17 protein-coding genes are annotated in these 14,641 nt (G+C 50.2%); 15 read left to right on the top strand and 2 right to left on the bottom strand.

What is annotated here, in order from left to right; translation table 11 throughout:
- Positions 1 to 126 precede the first annotated feature (126 nt).
- The 6 genes from H583_RS0116185 (at position 127) to H583_RS0116160 (ending at position 5,708) form a co-directional block, all read left to right on the top strand.
- The gene (locus H583_RS0116185) at positions 127 to 885 is read left to right on the top strand and encodes a DUF3388 domain-containing protein (RefSeq protein ID WP_028561368.1); all 759 of its coding nucleotides are present in this window, start codon (positions 127 to 129) and stop codon (positions 883 to 885) included.
- Between the two features lie 16 nt (positions 886 to 901).
- On the top strand, positions 902 to 1,822 hold the full coding sequence (locus H583_RS33200; RefSeq protein ID WP_051236534.1) for a RodZ domain-containing protein: 921 nt from the start codon (positions 902 to 904) through the stop codon (positions 1,820 to 1,822).
- A gap of 14 nt (positions 1,823 to 1,836) precedes the next feature.
- Complete coding sequence (locus H583_RS0116175) at positions 1,837 to 2,325, top strand: YajQ family cyclic di-GMP-binding protein (protein WP_028561367.1); 489 nt, start codon at positions 1,837 to 1,839, stop codon at positions 2,323 to 2,325.
- A 129-nt stretch (positions 2,326 to 2,454) separates the two neighbouring features.
- Positions 2,455 to 3,783 (top strand): 30S ribosomal protein S12 methylthiotransferase RimO, encoded by a 1,329-nt coding sequence (gene rimO / locus H583_RS0116170; RefSeq protein WP_028561366.1) that lies wholly within the window; start codon positions 2,455 to 2,457, stop codon positions 3,781 to 3,783.
- Positions 3,780 to 4,358 (top strand): CDP-diacylglycerol--glycerol-3-phosphate 3-phosphatidyltransferase, encoded by a 579-nt coding sequence (gene pgsA, locus H583_RS0116165; protein WP_028561365.1) that lies wholly within the window; start codon positions 3,780 to 3,782, stop codon positions 4,356 to 4,358. Before rimO ends, pgsA begins: the two co-directional genes overlap by 4 nt.
- 87 nt (positions 4,359 to 4,445) lie before the next feature.
- On the top strand, positions 4,446 to 5,708 hold the full coding sequence (locus H583_RS0116160; RefSeq protein ID WP_028561364.1) for a competence/damage-inducible protein A: 1,263 nt from the start codon (positions 4,446 to 4,448) through the stop codon (positions 5,706 to 5,708).
- An 83-nt stretch (positions 5,709 to 5,791) separates the two neighbouring features.
- Here the strand turns inward: H583_RS0116160 and mciZ are convergent, their stop codons facing one another.
- A complete protein-coding gene (gene mciZ, locus H583_RS37040) occupies positions 5,792 to 5,944 on the bottom strand; it encodes a Z-ring formation inhibitor MciZ (RefSeq protein WP_161631203.1) in 153 nt (50 codons plus the stop codon).
- A gap of 148 nt (positions 5,945 to 6,092) precedes the next feature.
- Between mciZ and H583_RS0116150 the strand changes: the two genes are divergently transcribed.
- The 4 genes from H583_RS0116150 to fur all read left to right on the top strand — a co-directional run bounded on the left by H583_RS0116150 (position 6,093) and on the right by fur (position 9,146).
- Complete coding sequence (locus H583_RS0116150) at positions 6,093 to 6,674, top strand: NUDIX domain-containing protein (RefSeq protein ID WP_051236532.1); 582 nt, start codon at positions 6,093 to 6,095, stop codon at positions 6,672 to 6,674.
- Entirely contained in the window at positions 6,675 to 7,898 is a 1,224-nt protein-coding gene (locus H583_RS0116145) for an endonuclease Q family protein (RefSeq protein WP_028561362.1), read from the top strand.
- A 39-nt stretch (positions 7,899 to 7,937) separates the two neighbouring features.
- Positions 7,938 to 8,561, top strand: coding sequence for a stage II sporulation protein M (spoIIM, locus tag H583_RS0116140; protein WP_028561361.1), 624 nt, complete (start codon positions 7,938 to 7,940; stop codon positions 8,559 to 8,561).
- A gap of 126 nt (positions 8,562 to 8,687) precedes the next feature.
- Complete coding sequence (gene fur, locus H583_RS0116135) at positions 8,688 to 9,146, top strand: ferric iron uptake transcriptional regulator (protein WP_028561360.1); 459 nt, start codon at positions 8,688 to 8,690, stop codon at positions 9,144 to 9,146.
- A 61-nt stretch (positions 9,147 to 9,207) separates the two neighbouring features.
- Here the strand turns inward: fur and H583_RS33195 are convergent, their stop codons facing one another.
- Positions 9,208 to 10,362: a S8 family peptidase gene (locus H583_RS33195; RefSeq protein WP_036709835.1), complete on the bottom strand. Its 1,155-nt coding sequence runs from the start codon at positions 10,360 to 10,362 to the stop codon at positions 9,208 to 9,210.
- 156 nt (positions 10,363 to 10,518) lie between these two features.
- Between H583_RS33195 and ald the strand changes: the two genes are divergently transcribed.
- The 5 genes from ald to H583_RS36155 all read left to right on the top strand — a co-directional run bounded on the left by ald (position 10,519) and on the right by H583_RS36155 (position 14,407).
- Positions 10,519 to 11,661, top strand: coding sequence for an alanine dehydrogenase (gene ald, locus H583_RS0116125; RefSeq protein WP_028561359.1), 1,143 nt, complete (start codon positions 10,519 to 10,521; stop codon positions 11,659 to 11,661).
- Positions 11,662 to 11,757: 96 nt separating this feature from the next.
- Entirely contained in the window at positions 11,758 to 11,991 is a 234-nt protein-coding gene (locus H583_RS0116120; protein ID WP_028561358.1) for a DUF4227 family protein, read from the top strand.
- Between the two features lie 246 nt (positions 11,992 to 12,237).
- A complete protein-coding gene (gene xerD / locus H583_RS0116115) occupies positions 12,238 to 13,167 on the top strand; it encodes a site-specific tyrosine recombinase XerD (protein ID WP_028561357.1) in 930 nt (309 codons plus the stop codon).
- 34 nt (positions 13,168 to 13,201) lie between these two features.
- Positions 13,202 to 14,026: a purine-nucleoside phosphorylase gene (locus tag H583_RS0116110; RefSeq protein ID WP_028561356.1), complete on the top strand. Its 825-nt coding sequence runs from the start codon at positions 13,202 to 13,204 to the stop codon at positions 14,024 to 14,026.
- 165 nt (positions 14,027 to 14,191) lie between these two features.
- A complete protein-coding gene (locus H583_RS36155; protein WP_081667277.1) occupies positions 14,192 to 14,407 on the top strand; it encodes an aspartyl-phosphate phosphatase Spo0E family protein in 216 nt (71 codons plus the stop codon).
- Positions 14,408 to 14,641: the final 234 nt, after the last annotated feature.

Below are 14,641 nucleotides of genomic sequence, written 5' to 3'. Positions count from 1 at the left end.
CTTTCTGTAATGTTTTTGCACATCGGGTGCAGGAGACTAGCGAAATTTGTAGAATTATTTATATAAGATCATGTCGTCTGCCATATTTTAACGATTTCCAATCTCCTTCTTCGAGGTATAATACATATGGAACAAAAACAATGGTACATGGAATACAAAATACATAAAAACCGTCCGGGCTTGCTCGGCGATATCGCTTCCCTTCTTGGTATGCTTGAAGTCAATATTATTACCATTAACGGGGTAGAGGACCGCACACGAGGCATGCTGCTGCAAACGAATGATGATGAAAAGATCGAACTGCTCGGCAAAATGCTGAAAAAAGTGGACAATATTACTGTAAATGCACTTCGTCCTCCCAAGCTGGTCGATATTTTGGCCGTTCGTCACGGGCGTTACATTGAACGTGACTCGGACGACCGGAAGACATTCCGCTTTACTCGTGACGAACTGGGTTTACTTGTTGACTTTTTGGGTGAATTATTCAAAAGGGAAGGCAATCAAGTCATCGGACTTCGAGGTATGCCGCGGGTAGGAAAGACGGAATCCATTATCGCGGGAAGTGTCTGCTCGAACAAAAGATGGACCTTTGTTTCCTCCACGCTGCTTCGGCAGACGGTTCGAAGCCAGCTCTCTGATGAAGAGATGAACCAAAATAATATATTCATTATTGACGGAATTGTCAGTACGATCCGTTCAAATGAGAAGCACTACACGCTGCTGCAGCAAATTATGTCCATGCCTTCCACGAAGGTCATTGAGCATCCTGATATTTTCATCCAGGAATCCCATTTTGACTACAGCCATTTCGATTGTATTATCGAGCTGCGCAATAATCCTGAAGAAGAAATTACGTACGAGACATTTACCAGCTATGATTTTTGATTGGAGGTGAAATTAGATGTCGGAACTGGGTGCATTGCTGAAAAAATCCAGAGAGCAAAAAGGATTTTCGCTTGATGATATACAGGATTTGACGAAAATTCAAAAGCGTTATCTTGAAGCAATTGAAGAAGGAAATTACAAGGTGTTGCCGGGCAATTTCTATGTGCGTGCGTTCATTAAGAACTACGCAGAGGCTGTCGGGCTCAACACGGAGGAAATGCTGGAACTTTTCAATAAAGAGGTTCCTTCTGTAACGGTTGAACCTACCCCGGAGCCTGTGATGATACCGCGTAGGTCGGCATCCAAAACAGCTGACCGGTTCAACAAATGGGGTTTTACGGCGATGATGTGGCTGTTCTTTATCTTAATTGTGGTTATCTTTTATATCTTCGTTATCAGAACGCCGGATGACAATAGCAATAAAACGGCCGATCAGAATACGAACATTACGAATGAGAGCAAGCCGCCTACGGATGACAAGCCGGAGACGCCAAACGGCGAAGCAACTCCTGGCAACGGCAGCACGCCAAATCAGCCAAACAATAATGGCGAAACGAACCAGCCCGCAGAGCCGCCACAAAATACAGGTGATCTGAAGCTGATCTTTGTCGAGAAGAAAGGCAAAACGGAGTATTATACGCTTAATGCGCCGGGTACAGTCAAATACACCTTCAAGGTAAAGAACAGAGCTTGGAGCCAAATTAACGAAGGCAGCTCCAAAGGGAAAGTGCTGCATTCCGGTATTGACGACACGGGTGCAGAATACAGCTTCGATGTAAACGGGGGCATCTATCTTAACCTTGGCCGTTCAGATTTTGTGGAGATCGCAGTGAACGGGCAGGTGCTGGAATTCGAGCCAACAAAGAGCACAACCCGCAAAATTCAAATTGATGTTGCAAATAATGAAACAACAGGTCAGACGGAAACGCAGCAGTAAGGGGAGAGAGAAAGATGAGTGAAAATTCATTAGATATTGTATCCAAGGTGGATATGCAGGAACTGGTCAATGCCATTTCGCAGGCTGAGCGGGAAATAGAGACACGCTTTGACTTCAAGGGAAGCAAAAGCAGCATCAAACTTGAAAAAGAAGATGTTATTGTTGCTTCTGATGATGATTATAAACTAAGCAGTGTTATCGATATTTTGCAAACCAAAATGATCAAGCGCGGTGTGCCTATTAAGAACCTGGATTACGGTAAAATCGAGCCGGCATCCGGCGGCACTGTCCGTCAGCGGATCAAGCTAAGACAAGGGATTGAGCAGGATGTCAGCAAAAAAATCAACATTTTAATCCGTGATTCGAAGCTGAAGGTCAAAAGTCAAATTCAAGGGGATCAGCTTCGTGTATCGGGCAAAAGCAAAGATGATTTGCAGGCTGTCATGCAGCTTCTGCGCGGTGCCGATCTTCCGGTTGAGCTTCAATTTACGAATTTCAAGTAGATGAAGCAATCCCTTTTATCGCTTAAAAAAGCGTTAAAAGGGATTTTCATATTTTTGACACGTCAAAGCTGGTTGTATTATACTTGACTAAATAGTTTTACGGTTATAGATCTGGGGGAATTCACAATTATGACAGAACGAGTGAAGGTAGTCACGCTGGGCTGCGAGAAGAACCTGGTTGACTCTGAGATTATGTCCGGCCTTATTCATGGCCGCGGCTATAAGCTGGTCGAGGAAGCCGAGGAGGCTACCGTTATTATTGTTAATACATGCGGCTTTATTGATGCTGCCAAAGAGGAATCGGTCAATACGATTCTGGATATGGCTGAGCTCAAGGAAACCGCACGCTTGAAGGCGCTTATTGTCTCCGGCTGTCTGACACAGCGCTATAAGGAGCAGCTTATGCAGGAGATGCCTGAGATTGACGGGATTGTCGGTACAGGTGATTTCCATCATATTAATGAGATTGTGGATGAGGCGCTTCGCGGGAAGAAGCCGATCAGGGTTGGCAACCCGGTATTCAATTATGAGGAAGCATTGCCGCGCCAGGTGACAACACCGCGCCATACAGCTTTTGTTAAAATTGCCGAGGGCTGCGATAACGCATGTACCTTCTGCAGTATTCCAATCATGCGGGGTAAATTCCGCAGCCGCTCCATTCAGTCTATTCTTGCAGAAGTGGAGAATCTGGCTGGACAGGGAGTTAAGGAAGTCAGCCTGATTGCTCAGGATTCGACAAATTATGGTACGGATTTGTACGATTACTTTGCACTTCCTGAGCTGCTGAACAAAGTAAGCGAGGTTCCAGGGATTGCATGGGTCCGACTGCATTATGCATATCCGGGATTCTTTACTGATGAGCTGCTGGAGGTCATTGCAACGAATCCGAAGGTTTGCAAATACATTGATATGCCATTGCAGCACAGTGAAGATGCGATTCTGAAGCGGATGCGCAGACCGGGCAGACAGCGTGATGCGCGCGAACTGATCCGTAAAATCCGCGACCGCATTCCTGAAGCAGCATTGCGGACGTCGCTCATTGTTGGCTTCCCGGGTGAGACGGACGAAGACTTTGAACGTCTGTGCGATTTTATCCGCGAGATCAAGTTTGACCGTCTGGGCGTATTCACCTACTCCAACGAGGAGGATACACCGGCATCCCGTTTGCCGAACCATATTCCGGATGATATTAAGCAATGGAGAGCGAATACACTGATGGAAATTCAGCGTGAGGTATCTAAAGGCAATAGCAGCAAATACGTTGGCCGTGAGATTGAGGTACTGGTTGAACGTTATGATGGACGCAGTGATGTCCACATTGGCCGTTCCCAGTATGATGCTCCGGAAATTGACGGGGAAGTTTTTATTTCCAAATGCTCGGCGGAAATTGGTCAGATTCAAAAGGTACGGGTTACCCATGCTTATGAGTTTGATTTGTCCGGGGAGGGAATTGCATGAATCTGGCCAATCGTATAACGATGGCGAGAATATTTTTGGTCCCGATCATTATGTTTTTCCTCTTGGTAAACTTAAATGTGGAGCCGATAACGTTCCAGGATTTTTCGATTACCTATAATGAGATTGTCGCGACCCTGATCTTCATTATCGCAGCCAGCACGGATGGGCTGGACGGCTATATTGCCCGCAAGAACAAAACCGTGACCAATCTCGGAAAGCTGCTTGATCCGCTAGCCGACAAGCTGCTGGTAGCCGCTGTGTTAATCTCTCTCGTCGAAATGAACAGGCTGGATGCCGTTATTGCGGTTATTATTATCAGCCGTGAATTTGCCATTACGGGACTGCGTCAAATTGCCCTGCTGGAGGGCAAGGTGCTGGCAGCAAGCACATGGGGGAAATGGAAGACTGCGGTGCAGATCACAATGATTATTGCGCTGTTGCTTAATAACTTCCCGTTCGCACTGATTGACCTGCGCTTTGACCTGATTATTACGTGGATAGCTGCGATCATTACCGTATACTCCGGCATTGATTATTTTGTGAAAAACAAGGATCTTATTCCGATTTCACAATAAGCTGAATAGATGAAGCCTATGAACATCATCCCTTTGCGGGATGATGTTTTTGTACCCTATACATAGATGGTGACTGGAGGATGCAGGATGAAAGCTGAGATCATAGCTGTAGGCACGGAGCTTTTGCTTGGACAAATCGTCAACACCAATGCGCAATACATCGCACAGGGGCTCGCTGATCTTGGGATTGATGTCTATTTTCAGACGGTGGTGGGCGATAACGGACAGCGTCTGCAGGATGCCATTCGCATTGCAAAAGGAAGAGCGGACATTATTTTGTTCACTGGCGGACTCGGACCGACCCAGGACGATTTAACGAAGGATGCGCTTGCTGCCATGCTGGGCAGACAGCTTGTTATTCATCAGCCTTCAATGGATAAAATCGAGGCCTTGTTCGCCTCGCGCGGTGCCCATATGGTTGAAAGCAACCGCAGGCAAGCGCTGATGCTGGAAGACAGTGATCCGCTTCATAATGAGACAGGGCTTGCCATCGGCAATGCATTCATTGAGGACGGTACCCGTTACATTCTGATGCCGGGCCCGCCGCGCGAGATGAAGCCGATGTTTGATGGCCCGGTTAAAGAATGGCTCCAACCGGTTCTGACGGAACAGAAACCGTTATATTCCAAACTGCTGCGCTTTGCCGGCATTGGTGAATCCAGCCTCGAGGCAGAGCTGATCGATCTGATTGAAGCACAGACTGATCCTACAATTGCTCCTTATGCGAAGGAGGGTGAGGTCGCGCTGAGAATTTCCACGAAGGCGGATCATGAAGCAGAGGCCTATGCCAAGATTGATGAAGTCATTGCACTTATTGAACCAAGAGTGGGGCAATATTTGTATGCCAAAGAGGATATTCCGACTGAAGAGGCTGTTGTCAGATTGTTGCGGAGAACGATGAAAAAGGTAGCGGCAGCGGAAAGTTTGACAGGGGGATTATTTGCCGAGCTTTTGACCAGTGTGCCAGGAAGCAGCAGTGAATTTAATGGCGGCATCGTAACCTATACGAATGAAATGAAGCACCGGCTGCTGGGTATTCCATTGACGCAGCTTGAAGGCCCACAGGCACCAGGTGCGATTAGCGAATCGACGGCTTGCCTGATGGCGGAACGGGTAAGGGACCTGTCGGAGAGTGACATCGGTATTGCCTTGACCGGGGTAGCCGGTCCAGCAGAAAGTGAAGGAAAGCCTGTTGGTCTTGTCTACATCGCTATTGCGCCAAAAGGAGCGGCAACTTTAAGCTATACCTTGAATTTGAGCGGCAACCGCAGCATGATTCGTCTTCGCGCGGCCAAGGCGGCATTTTACCGGCTCTGGCAGCTGTTGAATGAAAATATACAAACAGGTTAAGTATAGTAAGCTGTCAAGCATCCTAACGGAGGCTGACAGCTTTTTTACGTTAACCCGTCGTACAGTTTTCCTAAAGCCGATAGTCACTCCATAGGGCGGCCGGAGCCCTTGGCCTTGAGATAATCGCTGAGCTTGCTGTTGGCATCGGCATTTTTTTTCAATTGCCGAAGCATATAACGAATTTCCCATGCTTTTCCGGACATTATCAGCTGTTTGTCATCCATCACTTTAATCATTTTGAGGAGCCCCCTCCAAATTTGATATAATAATAGATATGCAAGGGGTGGACAAGTTATCCCTCTTTTCGTGCACACTGCAAGAATGACTTGGCCTGGCAGCACTATAATCACAAATTCAATTACAATATAGAAGGAGATCACAAGCATGACAGAAGAACAGAACAAACAGCCCGCAGATCAGGCAGAACATCTGATGGAGCCGACAATTCATTCGGAGCCGATCTTCAAAGGGCGGGTTATCTCCCTTCAGGTGGATACGGTACAGCTGCCTGATGGAAAGACCGCTACTAGAGAAATTGTCCGGCATCCCGGAGCATCAGCGGTGATGGCGCTGCTGGACGGCAAGCTTCTTGTTGTAGAGCAGTACCGCAAGCCGCTTGGCAAACTTCAAATTGAGATTCCTGCCGGCAAGCTGGATGGCGGGGAAAATCCGATGGAAGCAGCCTATCGCGAGCTGGAGGAAGAGACCGGATACAGGGCGAAGTCGATGAAACCGGTCAGCAGTTTCTTCACTTCCCCAGGCTTTGCCGATGAGAAGCTGTTCCTCTATTTTACCGAAGATCTGGAAGCAGGCCGGATGCAGCTCGATGACGACGAGTTTCTGGAGATTAAAACAATAACACTGGAAGAGGCTATTCAGTATATTCAGGAAGAAAGGATCAGCGATGCCAAGACGATTCTGGCAGTCTACGCTTGGCGGTTATATGCGCTGACAGGCGAGATTTAGATGAAGAGGCGGGAACAGCAGACCCCGGATTTGAAGAAGGTCTATGCCGATTTGCATCTGCATATCGGAAGAACCGACAGCGGCCTCCCGGTCAAAATAAGCGGGAGCCGTGACTTGACCTTCCGCAATATTGCCCATGAAGCGGCTGAACGCAAGGGCATAAGCCTGATTGGGGTGATTGACGCCCATTCTCCAGGTGTACAGCAGGATATAGCTGCGCTGCTGGACAGTGGTGAAATGTCCGAGCTTGCCGCGGGAGGCATCCGCTACCGCAATGTTACACTGCTGCCGGGAGCGGAAATTGAAGTGCGTGACCAGGGAATGGCGGGACCGGCTCATTATTTATGCTATATGCCAAGCTTTGATGCGATGCAGTCCTTTACAGCCTGGATGAGCGGTTATATGAAAAATGTGCAGCTAAGCTCCCAGCGGATTTATGTGACCGGCAGACATTTGCAGGAGGAGACGAGAAAGCGGGGCGGGCTGTTCATTCCGGCCCATATTTTTACGCCGCACAAGAGCCTGCTGGGCAGTGCAGCGACGAGAATCGGGGACGTGCTGGACCCGGAACTGATTGACGCGGTAGAGCTAGGGTTAAGCGCTGACAGCGCCATGGCTGGCTGGATTCCGGATTTGGACCGCTATCCATTCCTGACCAACTCTGATGCGCATTCCTTGCGCAAGATCGGCCGTGAATATAATGCTTTGCACATGATGGAGCCATCCTTTGAGGAGCTGAAAATGGTTCTGGAGGGCCGGGATGGCAGGGGGATTGCAGCCAATTACGGCCTGAATCCGCTGCTTGGCAAGTACCATCGCACCTACTGCAAGGCATGCGGAGCACTGGCTAACGGCACTGCGGTGCATGGCAACTGCCCGGATTGCGGCAGCGGAAAGCTAGTGGGGGGCGTAATGGACCGGATTGAACGGCTGGCTCTGGAGTCCGGCAGAGAGAAGCCGTCTGAAGCGGCAAGACCGTCTTACATGTACCAGATTCCGCTGGACTTTATGCCCGGCCTTGGCCCCAAGCTGCTGGACCGCCTGCTTGGGCGCTTCGGGACGGAGATGAATATTTTACACGAGGTTCCTTATGAGTTGCTGGCAGGTGAGGCAGGCAGCCAGCTCGCCTCTCTCATTTGCGGGGCAAGAGAAGGCAAGGTGGCACTGCAATCCGGAGGGGGCGGCACGTACGGCAAGGTAAACGTCATACAGGAGGAAGTCTGATCATACACTTTACTATTCGGACAAGAGGGGGAGAAGCGGGTGAAATCGCCCTTTCTGCAGCCGCTGGTAAAGGATCAGCTATCGCTTTATATTTTTGTCGGCGTATTATTCATTGTTGGCGTAGTGTTTGGCGTCGTAATGGCGGGTGCGCTCACGCTCGAGCAGCAGCAGGATTTGACCGGTGATGTGGAGCATTTTGTAAAGCTGCTTGATGCCGGTCTCGGACCGGACAAGGCAGCGTCCTTTTGGGACAGGGCATGGTTCCATACAAAATGGATGCTGCTGATCTGGCTATTAGGCTTAACGGTCATCGGTATGCCGATGCTGCTGGTGCTGGATTTTCTAAAAGGGGTGCTCGTCGGGTTCTCTATGGGTCTGCTGATTGGCCAGCATGCCTGGATCGGCGCATTTTTCTGGTTTATATCGGTCGCCCCGCAAAACATTTTAATTGTGCCTGCATTATTGATTGCCAGCGTGGGAGGAATATCCTTTGCTGTTCATTTCATTAAGGTCAGGCTGCTTCAAAATAGCGGCTCATTGACGCACTCTTTTGCCGCTCATACGTTGACCGCGATAGGTATGCTCGCTGTATTGTGGGTGGCCGCCTGGTTCGAAGCGTATGTTTCCCCACTAATTATGGGCTGGGCTTCGAGATTTCTGTAAGGGCGCATCGCGGATGCGCCTGTTTCTATTTTTCACCAAAAAGTTTGACTTTCTTCTTCTTTTCCCCCTATAATGAAAGCAAATGTATTAGAGAATGGGCGCGGTGTCGGCGTAAGGGGGGAAATCATGGAAGCCCGGATCGATAAAATAAAACAGCAGCTACAGTCACAGGGCTATAAGTTGACTCCTCAACGTGAAGCTACAGTGCGTGTACTGCTTGAGAATGAAGAGGATCATCTAAGTGCGGAAGATGTGTTCATGCTTGTCAAAGATAAGGCTCCCGAGATCGGCTTGGCGACTGTATACAGGACGCTTGAGTTGCTCAGCGAGATGCATGTCGTTGAGAAGCTGAATTTTGGCGATGGTGTTGCCCGTTACGATCTTCGTACTGATTCCAGCAAGCACCACCACCACCATTTGATTTGCGTCCAATGCGGCACAATGGATGAGATTAAGGATGACTGGCTTGGACCGCTAGAGGAACGATTGGAACAAGAATTTGGATTTACCGTTATAGATCATCGGCTCGACTTCCAGGGTATCTGCCATCGGTGCCGAGACAAGAATGATCAACCAAAAGAATAATGTAACCTGCGGCTCGCTCCTACTAACATTGGGGCGGGCCGCATTTAGTTTCAAGCTTATCTTATTTTCCCAGCTTCTCCAGTCTGCTTGCCGACCGGCCAAGCTGAAGCAGCCCGGCGCCCTGGGCAAGGCCTGATACGCCACTGAGCTTGCGCGCCCCGTCTTTCATCGCCCGCACTACACCTGCAGGTTTCAAACCCGGTTTGAATGCAAGCAGCAGGGCGGCACCTCCTGCAACATGGGGGGAAGCCATGCTGGTACCTGAGAGCAAGGCGTACTTGCCACGCAGCCATGTGGAGAGTATGTTGTTGCCCGGCGCCGTAATATCGATGCCGCGGCCGCGGCTGCTGAATGATGCAATGCGGTTGCTCCGGGTGGAGGCAGCGACCCCGACTGTGCCCGGGTAGCTGGCCGGCGCATCAATTCCGCCGGAATTCTTCCCGTCATTTCCTGCCGAGGATACAAGGACAATTCCTTTCCGCACGGCAAGAGCCGCAGCTTTTTTGAAGGCAGGGCTGCTCACACCGTGCGGAATGCCGAGGCTCATGTTAACGACGTCCATTTTATGTTTAATACACCATACCAGACCTTCCACAATATCCGAAATGTAGCCCAGTCCCTGACTGTCCAGCACCTTGACGGAGTAGAGCCGGACCTGGGGCGCTGTGCCTGCAATCCGTCCCTGGGTACCGAGAGCGGCAGCAATGCCTGCTACATGAGTTCCATGACCGTTGTTGTCGCGGTACGAGGTCCCGCCCAGTGTATTGGTCCCGCCATAGACCTTCAAATCCGGATGTTTGGCAATGCCTGTATCCAATATGGCGAGCCGGACAGGACGTCCCTGGGTTGCCTTCCAAACCTCAGGAGCCTCAATCCGGTTAATATTCCAAGGGATTCTTCTCCGGTTTTTGCTTCCGGGGGCGGCAGCGGATTTTATGCGTTGTACCAATTGATGAGCACGTACCTTAATGTCTTTTTCCAGGAAAACGACTTGCGGATGCTGCTTTAGCGCTTTGATGCTTTTGCGGCTGTCCAGGTGGCAGCATATAAGTGCAAGCTCGCCTATGCTTTTGACCGGCTCAATGCCCCGTTGTTTCAGGTGGCGGCAGCAGCTTTCGTGGAGAGCGCGGCTCTTCAGGCCGATCAACATTCGCGTGGTGTATTTGTTTGCTCCGGAACTCATACAATGATGCAGCAATTTATTTAGACATTTCATCCCAATTTGGCCTCCCGCCCGTAATCTAATTAATTGTATGGAGAAGGCCAGCTATATGTATGGGTATTCGCCGCATAGATACATATTTATTCCTGCCTAAGGACAAGGTATCGCTAGAGGAAGGTTCCAATCTATCTTTAACGGGAGGGAATTCTAATGATTATTGGGGTACCGAAGGAAATTAAAAGCAGTGAGTACCGCGTCGCCCTGACTCCTGCCGGAGCAGGCATGCTCCGGGCGTCCGGCCATGAAGTGCTGGTGCAGCAAGGGGCTGGTACGGGGAGCGGGTTTACGGATGAGCAATATGTGGAGGAAGGCGCCAGAATTATTGAAGGGGCAGACAAGGTATGGTCAGGGGCAGAGATGATATTGAAGGTCAAGGAGCCGCTGCCGGAGGAATTCGGCTACTTCCGCAACGGTCTGCTGCTGTTCACTTATCTTCACCTGGCGGCTGCTCCTGAGCTTACCCGGGCGCTGATTGAGCAGGGAGTCAGCGGCATAGCCTACGAGACAATTCAGCTTCCTAACGGTGGCCTGCCGCTTCTGACGCCAATGAGCGAAGTGGCAGGACGGATGGCGGTGCAGGTTGGCGCCCAATTTTTGGAGGCCTTTTACGGGGGCAAAGGCATACTGCTGGGGGGTGTTCCTGGTGTCCCGCCGGCTGAGGTAATTATTCTGGGTGGCGGCATTGTCGGAACGAATGCTGCCCGGATTGCGCTCGGGATGGGGGCAAGCGTTGTAATTCTGGAGCGGAGTGCGGACAGAATGAGGGCGATTGATGAAGTATTCAACGGACGAATTCGAACCTTGATGTCCAATCCTTACAACATTGCCCAGGCAGTACGCAAGGCGGATTTGCTGATTGGTGCAGTCCTCATTCCGGGCGCCCGGGCGCCGCGGCTTGTAACGGAGGAAATGGTGCAGACCATGAAGAAGGGAGCAGTCATTGTCGACGTTGCAGTGGATCAGGGAGGCTCTATTGCTACCATTGACCGGGTAACGACTCATCAGCAGCCAGTCTATGAGAAGTATGGCGTGCTGCATTATGCGGTAGCCAATATGCCGGGGGCTGTGCCGAGAACCTCGACACTTGCCCTGACGAATGTCACCCTGCCGTATGTGCTTGAATTGGCAGACAAAGGGCTAGCGGGCGCTATCACAGGTAATGAACCGCTGCGCAAGGGCGTCAATACGTACCGGGGCCATATTACGCACCCGCAGGTTGCAGACGCTGCAGGGCTTCCCTATACGCCGATGGAGAGGCTGCTGCATACGATCTCCTACGATCAGCTTCAATAGCAGGGAGGGCTTGTCATAAAGCCCTCTTTTTTTTCATACATATGTATTGGCAGCCTGGCCTGACAGGTGCTGCATATGATGGGAGGGGAGCGGGCAATGGTCTTTTCGCTGCGCAAATGGCTGTCCCGGCTTGCATTTCTTGTGTTATTTGTGCTGCTTACGGTTCTGGTTTTTGGAGGGTACCGTTTCTTTATGACGAAGCTGATGCTCGTCGATCCTTACGAGGTCCCGCAGGGACAGGCGCTGAAAGTATTCCAGCCTGACGGCAGCAAGCCGGAAAAAGTTTCGCTATCCGACCGTCTGCGATGGTTTTATTTATATGGGGAATAGCGTTTGACGAATTTTGGAGAAGGATGCAGGATTACGTGGTTCCAGTGTGGAATATAGCTTCTATGTATCCCCAAAGCTAGAGCGCACAAAGCCGATTCTGTGATTGAAACTGCAGGGTCTGCTGCGCGTAGAAATATAAGCCCGTTACTCACGTGAAGCTGTACGTCTAGCTTTAATCCAAACGGGTTTTCATTCCAGGGCGGATGCACTGGACGCATTTGCTCTGGTACAAGAAAGGGAGCGGCCATGAAGTCACACCTGTCATCCTTTATTCAGCATTTAACTTACGAACGCGGCTTGTCTGCCAGCACACTGGATTCCTACCGCAGAGACCTGGAAGCTTTTCTGGATTATGCCATTGAACAAGGAATTCAGCGTGTGGAGGACATTCAGAAGCACCAGCTATCGCTCTACTTCCGCTCTCTCAAGCAAAAGGGAAGGGCAGCAGCGACGATTTCCCGCTGTCACGTTTCGCTGCGGGCATTTTTTCAATATCTCGTACAGGAAGGAATGGCTGTCAAAGATCCGACGCTGGGACTTGAAGCGCCAAAGCAGGAGAAGCGTTTGCCTGAGGTGCTTACAGTAGACGAGACGAAGCGTCTGCTTGAGGCTCCGCTTCCGGAAACACCAGGGGGCATTCGCGACAGGGCGATGCTGGAGGTTCTGTACGCAACCGGAATCCGTGTCTCCGAGCTGATTGCCCTGCAAACCGGACATTTGAATTTGTCGCTTGGCTTTGTGCGCTGCATCAGCCAAGGGGGCAAGGAACGGATCATACCGCTTGGCAAGATCGCATCCGACGCACTGGAGAGCTATCTTGGGACGGGAAGGCGGGAGCTTGTCAAGCCGGACAAGCATGATGATACCCTGTTTTTGAACCACCAGGGCTTTGGCATGAGCAGGCAGGGTTTCTGGAAGATTATTAAGAAGTATGCCAGAGAGGCCGGTATTACAAAAGATATAACACCGCATACGCTGAGGCATTCCTTTGCTGTCCATTTGCTTGACAACGGGGCGGATTTGCGGTCAGTACAAGAGATGCTCGGCCATTCGGATATTTCCACAACCCAGGTCTACTTACGGTTTCATAAACAGCCGATGAAAGAAGTATATGAGCGTGCCCATCCCCGCTCTGGCAGCATGGCCGAGGCTGAAAACCGGGCGGCGCATGAATAATTTTAATAAATGAATGCAAGAGGAGGAAATACAAATGCATGAACTTACCGTATCCCATATTCGCGAAGCTGCCGATTATATTACATCCGTTACGTCTGACAAGCCTGAAATTGGACTCATTATGGGCTCCGGGCTAGGCATTCTAGGTGATTATATCGAGGAAGCGACCGTTATTCCATATCATGAAATTCCGCATTTTCCAATCTCAACAGTAGAAGGCCATGCGGGAGAGCTGATGATCGGGAAGCTGTCCGGAAGAACTGTCGTACTGATGCGCGGCCGCTTCCATATGTATGAAGGCTACGGACCGGAGCTTACGGCATTCCCTGTCCGCGTCATGAAGGCGCTGGGTGTCAAGCAGTTGATCGTAACGAACGCAGCAGGCGGAATCAATACAGGATTCAACCCGGGCGATCTGATGATTATTACCGACCATATTAACCTGACGGGCTGCAATCCGCTGATTGGCCGCAACGATGAGCAACTGGGAGCGCGCTTCCCTGATATGTCGCAGGCTTACAGCAGAAGGCTGGGGGCGACTGCAAATGAGGAAGCGTCCAAGCTTGGCTTTGGGCTTCGTGAAGGTGTCTATGTGGGCGTGCTTGGACCTTCTTACGAGACACCGGCTGAAATCCGGATGATGCGTACAATGGGAGCGGATGCTGTCGGCATGTCTACGGTCGCCGAAGTTATTGCCGCCCGCCATTCCGGTATCGAGGTGCTGGGCATATCCTGTATTAGCAACATGGCTTCCGGAATTTTGGATCAGCCGCTTTCCCATCAGGAAGTAATCGAGACAACTGAAAAAGTAAAAGCGCAATTTTTGGGCCTGATTTTGGCAGTTATCCCGGCAATATAAAAGATAAAAACAGGCTGTAAAGGTGCAGGATCGCCCTTTGGAACTTCCCGAAAAGAAGTCATATTTTGTTACAAAAATGTAAAAATTCATTCGACCCATTGTGACAACATTTGTATCGAAATCGTCGTATACTGTCCATGATAACCAATTAATGGAGTGACAAAAATGGACAAGCTGAAGACGGCGCAGATGGAAATGCTGCGCGGGCAAATGGTTGACACAGCCAATCGCAAGCAATCGCTGCTTCACCGGGAAGTGCTTCTTTTAAGTGAGATGCTGGATCAAATGATTATTAAAGCGCAAAGAGAAAAATGCGCAAAGCGCAAATCGGGCTTGAAGGATTATTACGTCCGCGAGCCCGAGGAAGCCGCTATGCGATAATATAGGAACTTTGCAGCCAGACATCACCCGGGACGTCTCTTAGTTGGCTATGCGTAATTTCCTGCTGCCGCATAGCTGATTATAGAGCCGTAGCATGGAGAAGGGCAGCTCTTGCCGGACTTACCTCGATCAGACCCTCACACGGTAGCCAATTCCCTCTCCTAATGGCATTTCATGCCGATCTTTTTTTGGACCACGAATAATATCGGAATGCTGCATCATTCAAAAAGTGAC

This window comes from Paenibacillus pinihumi DSM 23905 = JCM 16419 (assembly GCF_000422505.1).
GTDB lineage: Bacteria > Bacillota > Bacilli > Paenibacillales > Paenibacillaceae > Paenibacillus_D > Paenibacillus_D pinihumi.
This window is presented reverse-complemented; position numbering and strand designations above follow the sequence as displayed.

Excerpts from the sequence above, each read along its gene's own strand:
- H583_RS36155 (WP_081667277.1), top strand. The coding sequence starts at position 14,192 with ATGGACAAGCTGAAGACGGCGCAGATGGAAATGCTGCGCGGGCAAATG.
- pgsA (WP_028561365.1), top strand. The coding sequence starts at position 3,780 with ATGAATCTGGCCAATCGTATAACGATGGCGAGAATATTTTTGGTCCCG.
- H583_RS0116185 (WP_028561368.1), top strand. The coding sequence starts at position 127 with ATGGAACAAAAACAATGGTACATGGAATACAAAATACATAAAAACCGT.
- rimO (WP_028561366.1), top strand. The coding sequence starts at position 2,455 with ATGACAGAACGAGTGAAGGTAGTCACGCTGGGCTGCGAGAAGAACCTG.
- xerD (WP_028561357.1), top strand. The coding sequence starts at position 12,238 with ATGAAGTCACACCTGTCATCCTTTATTCAGCATTTAACTTACGAACGC.
- H583_RS33200 (WP_051236534.1), top strand. The coding sequence starts at position 902 with ATGTCGGAACTGGGTGCATTGCTGAAAAAATCCAGAGAGCAAAAAGGA.
- ald (WP_028561359.1), top strand. The coding sequence starts at position 10,519 with ATGATTATTGGGGTACCGAAGGAAATTAAAAGCAGTGAGTACCGCGTC.
- H583_RS0116120 (WP_028561358.1), top strand. The coding sequence starts at position 11,758 with ATGGTCTTTTCGCTGCGCAAATGGCTGTCCCGGCTTGCATTTCTTGTG.
- H583_RS0116160 (WP_028561364.1), top strand. The coding sequence starts at position 4,446 with ATGAAAGCTGAGATCATAGCTGTAGGCACGGAGCTTTTGCTTGGACAA.
- fur (WP_028561360.1), top strand. The coding sequence starts at position 8,688 with ATGGAAGCCCGGATCGATAAAATAAAACAGCAGCTACAGTCACAGGGC.
- mciZ (WP_161631203.1), bottom strand. The coding sequence starts at position 5,944 with ATGATTAAAGTGATGGATGACAAACAGCTGATAATGTCCGGAAAAGCA.
- H583_RS0116110 (WP_028561356.1), top strand. The coding sequence starts at position 13,202 with ATGCATGAACTTACCGTATCCCATATTCGCGAAGCTGCCGATTATATT.
- H583_RS0116145 (WP_028561362.1), top strand. The coding sequence starts at position 6,675 with ATGAAGAGGCGGGAACAGCAGACCCCGGATTTGAAGAAGGTCTATGCC.
- H583_RS0116175 (WP_028561367.1), top strand. The coding sequence starts at position 1,837 with ATGAGTGAAAATTCATTAGATATTGTATCCAAGGTGGATATGCAGGAA.
- H583_RS0116150 (WP_051236532.1), top strand. The coding sequence starts at position 6,093 with ATGACAGAAGAACAGAACAAACAGCCCGCAGATCAGGCAGAACATCTG.
- H583_RS33195 (WP_036709835.1), bottom strand. The coding sequence starts at position 10,362 with ATGAAATGTCTAAATAAATTGCTGCATCATTGTATGAGTTCCGGAGCA.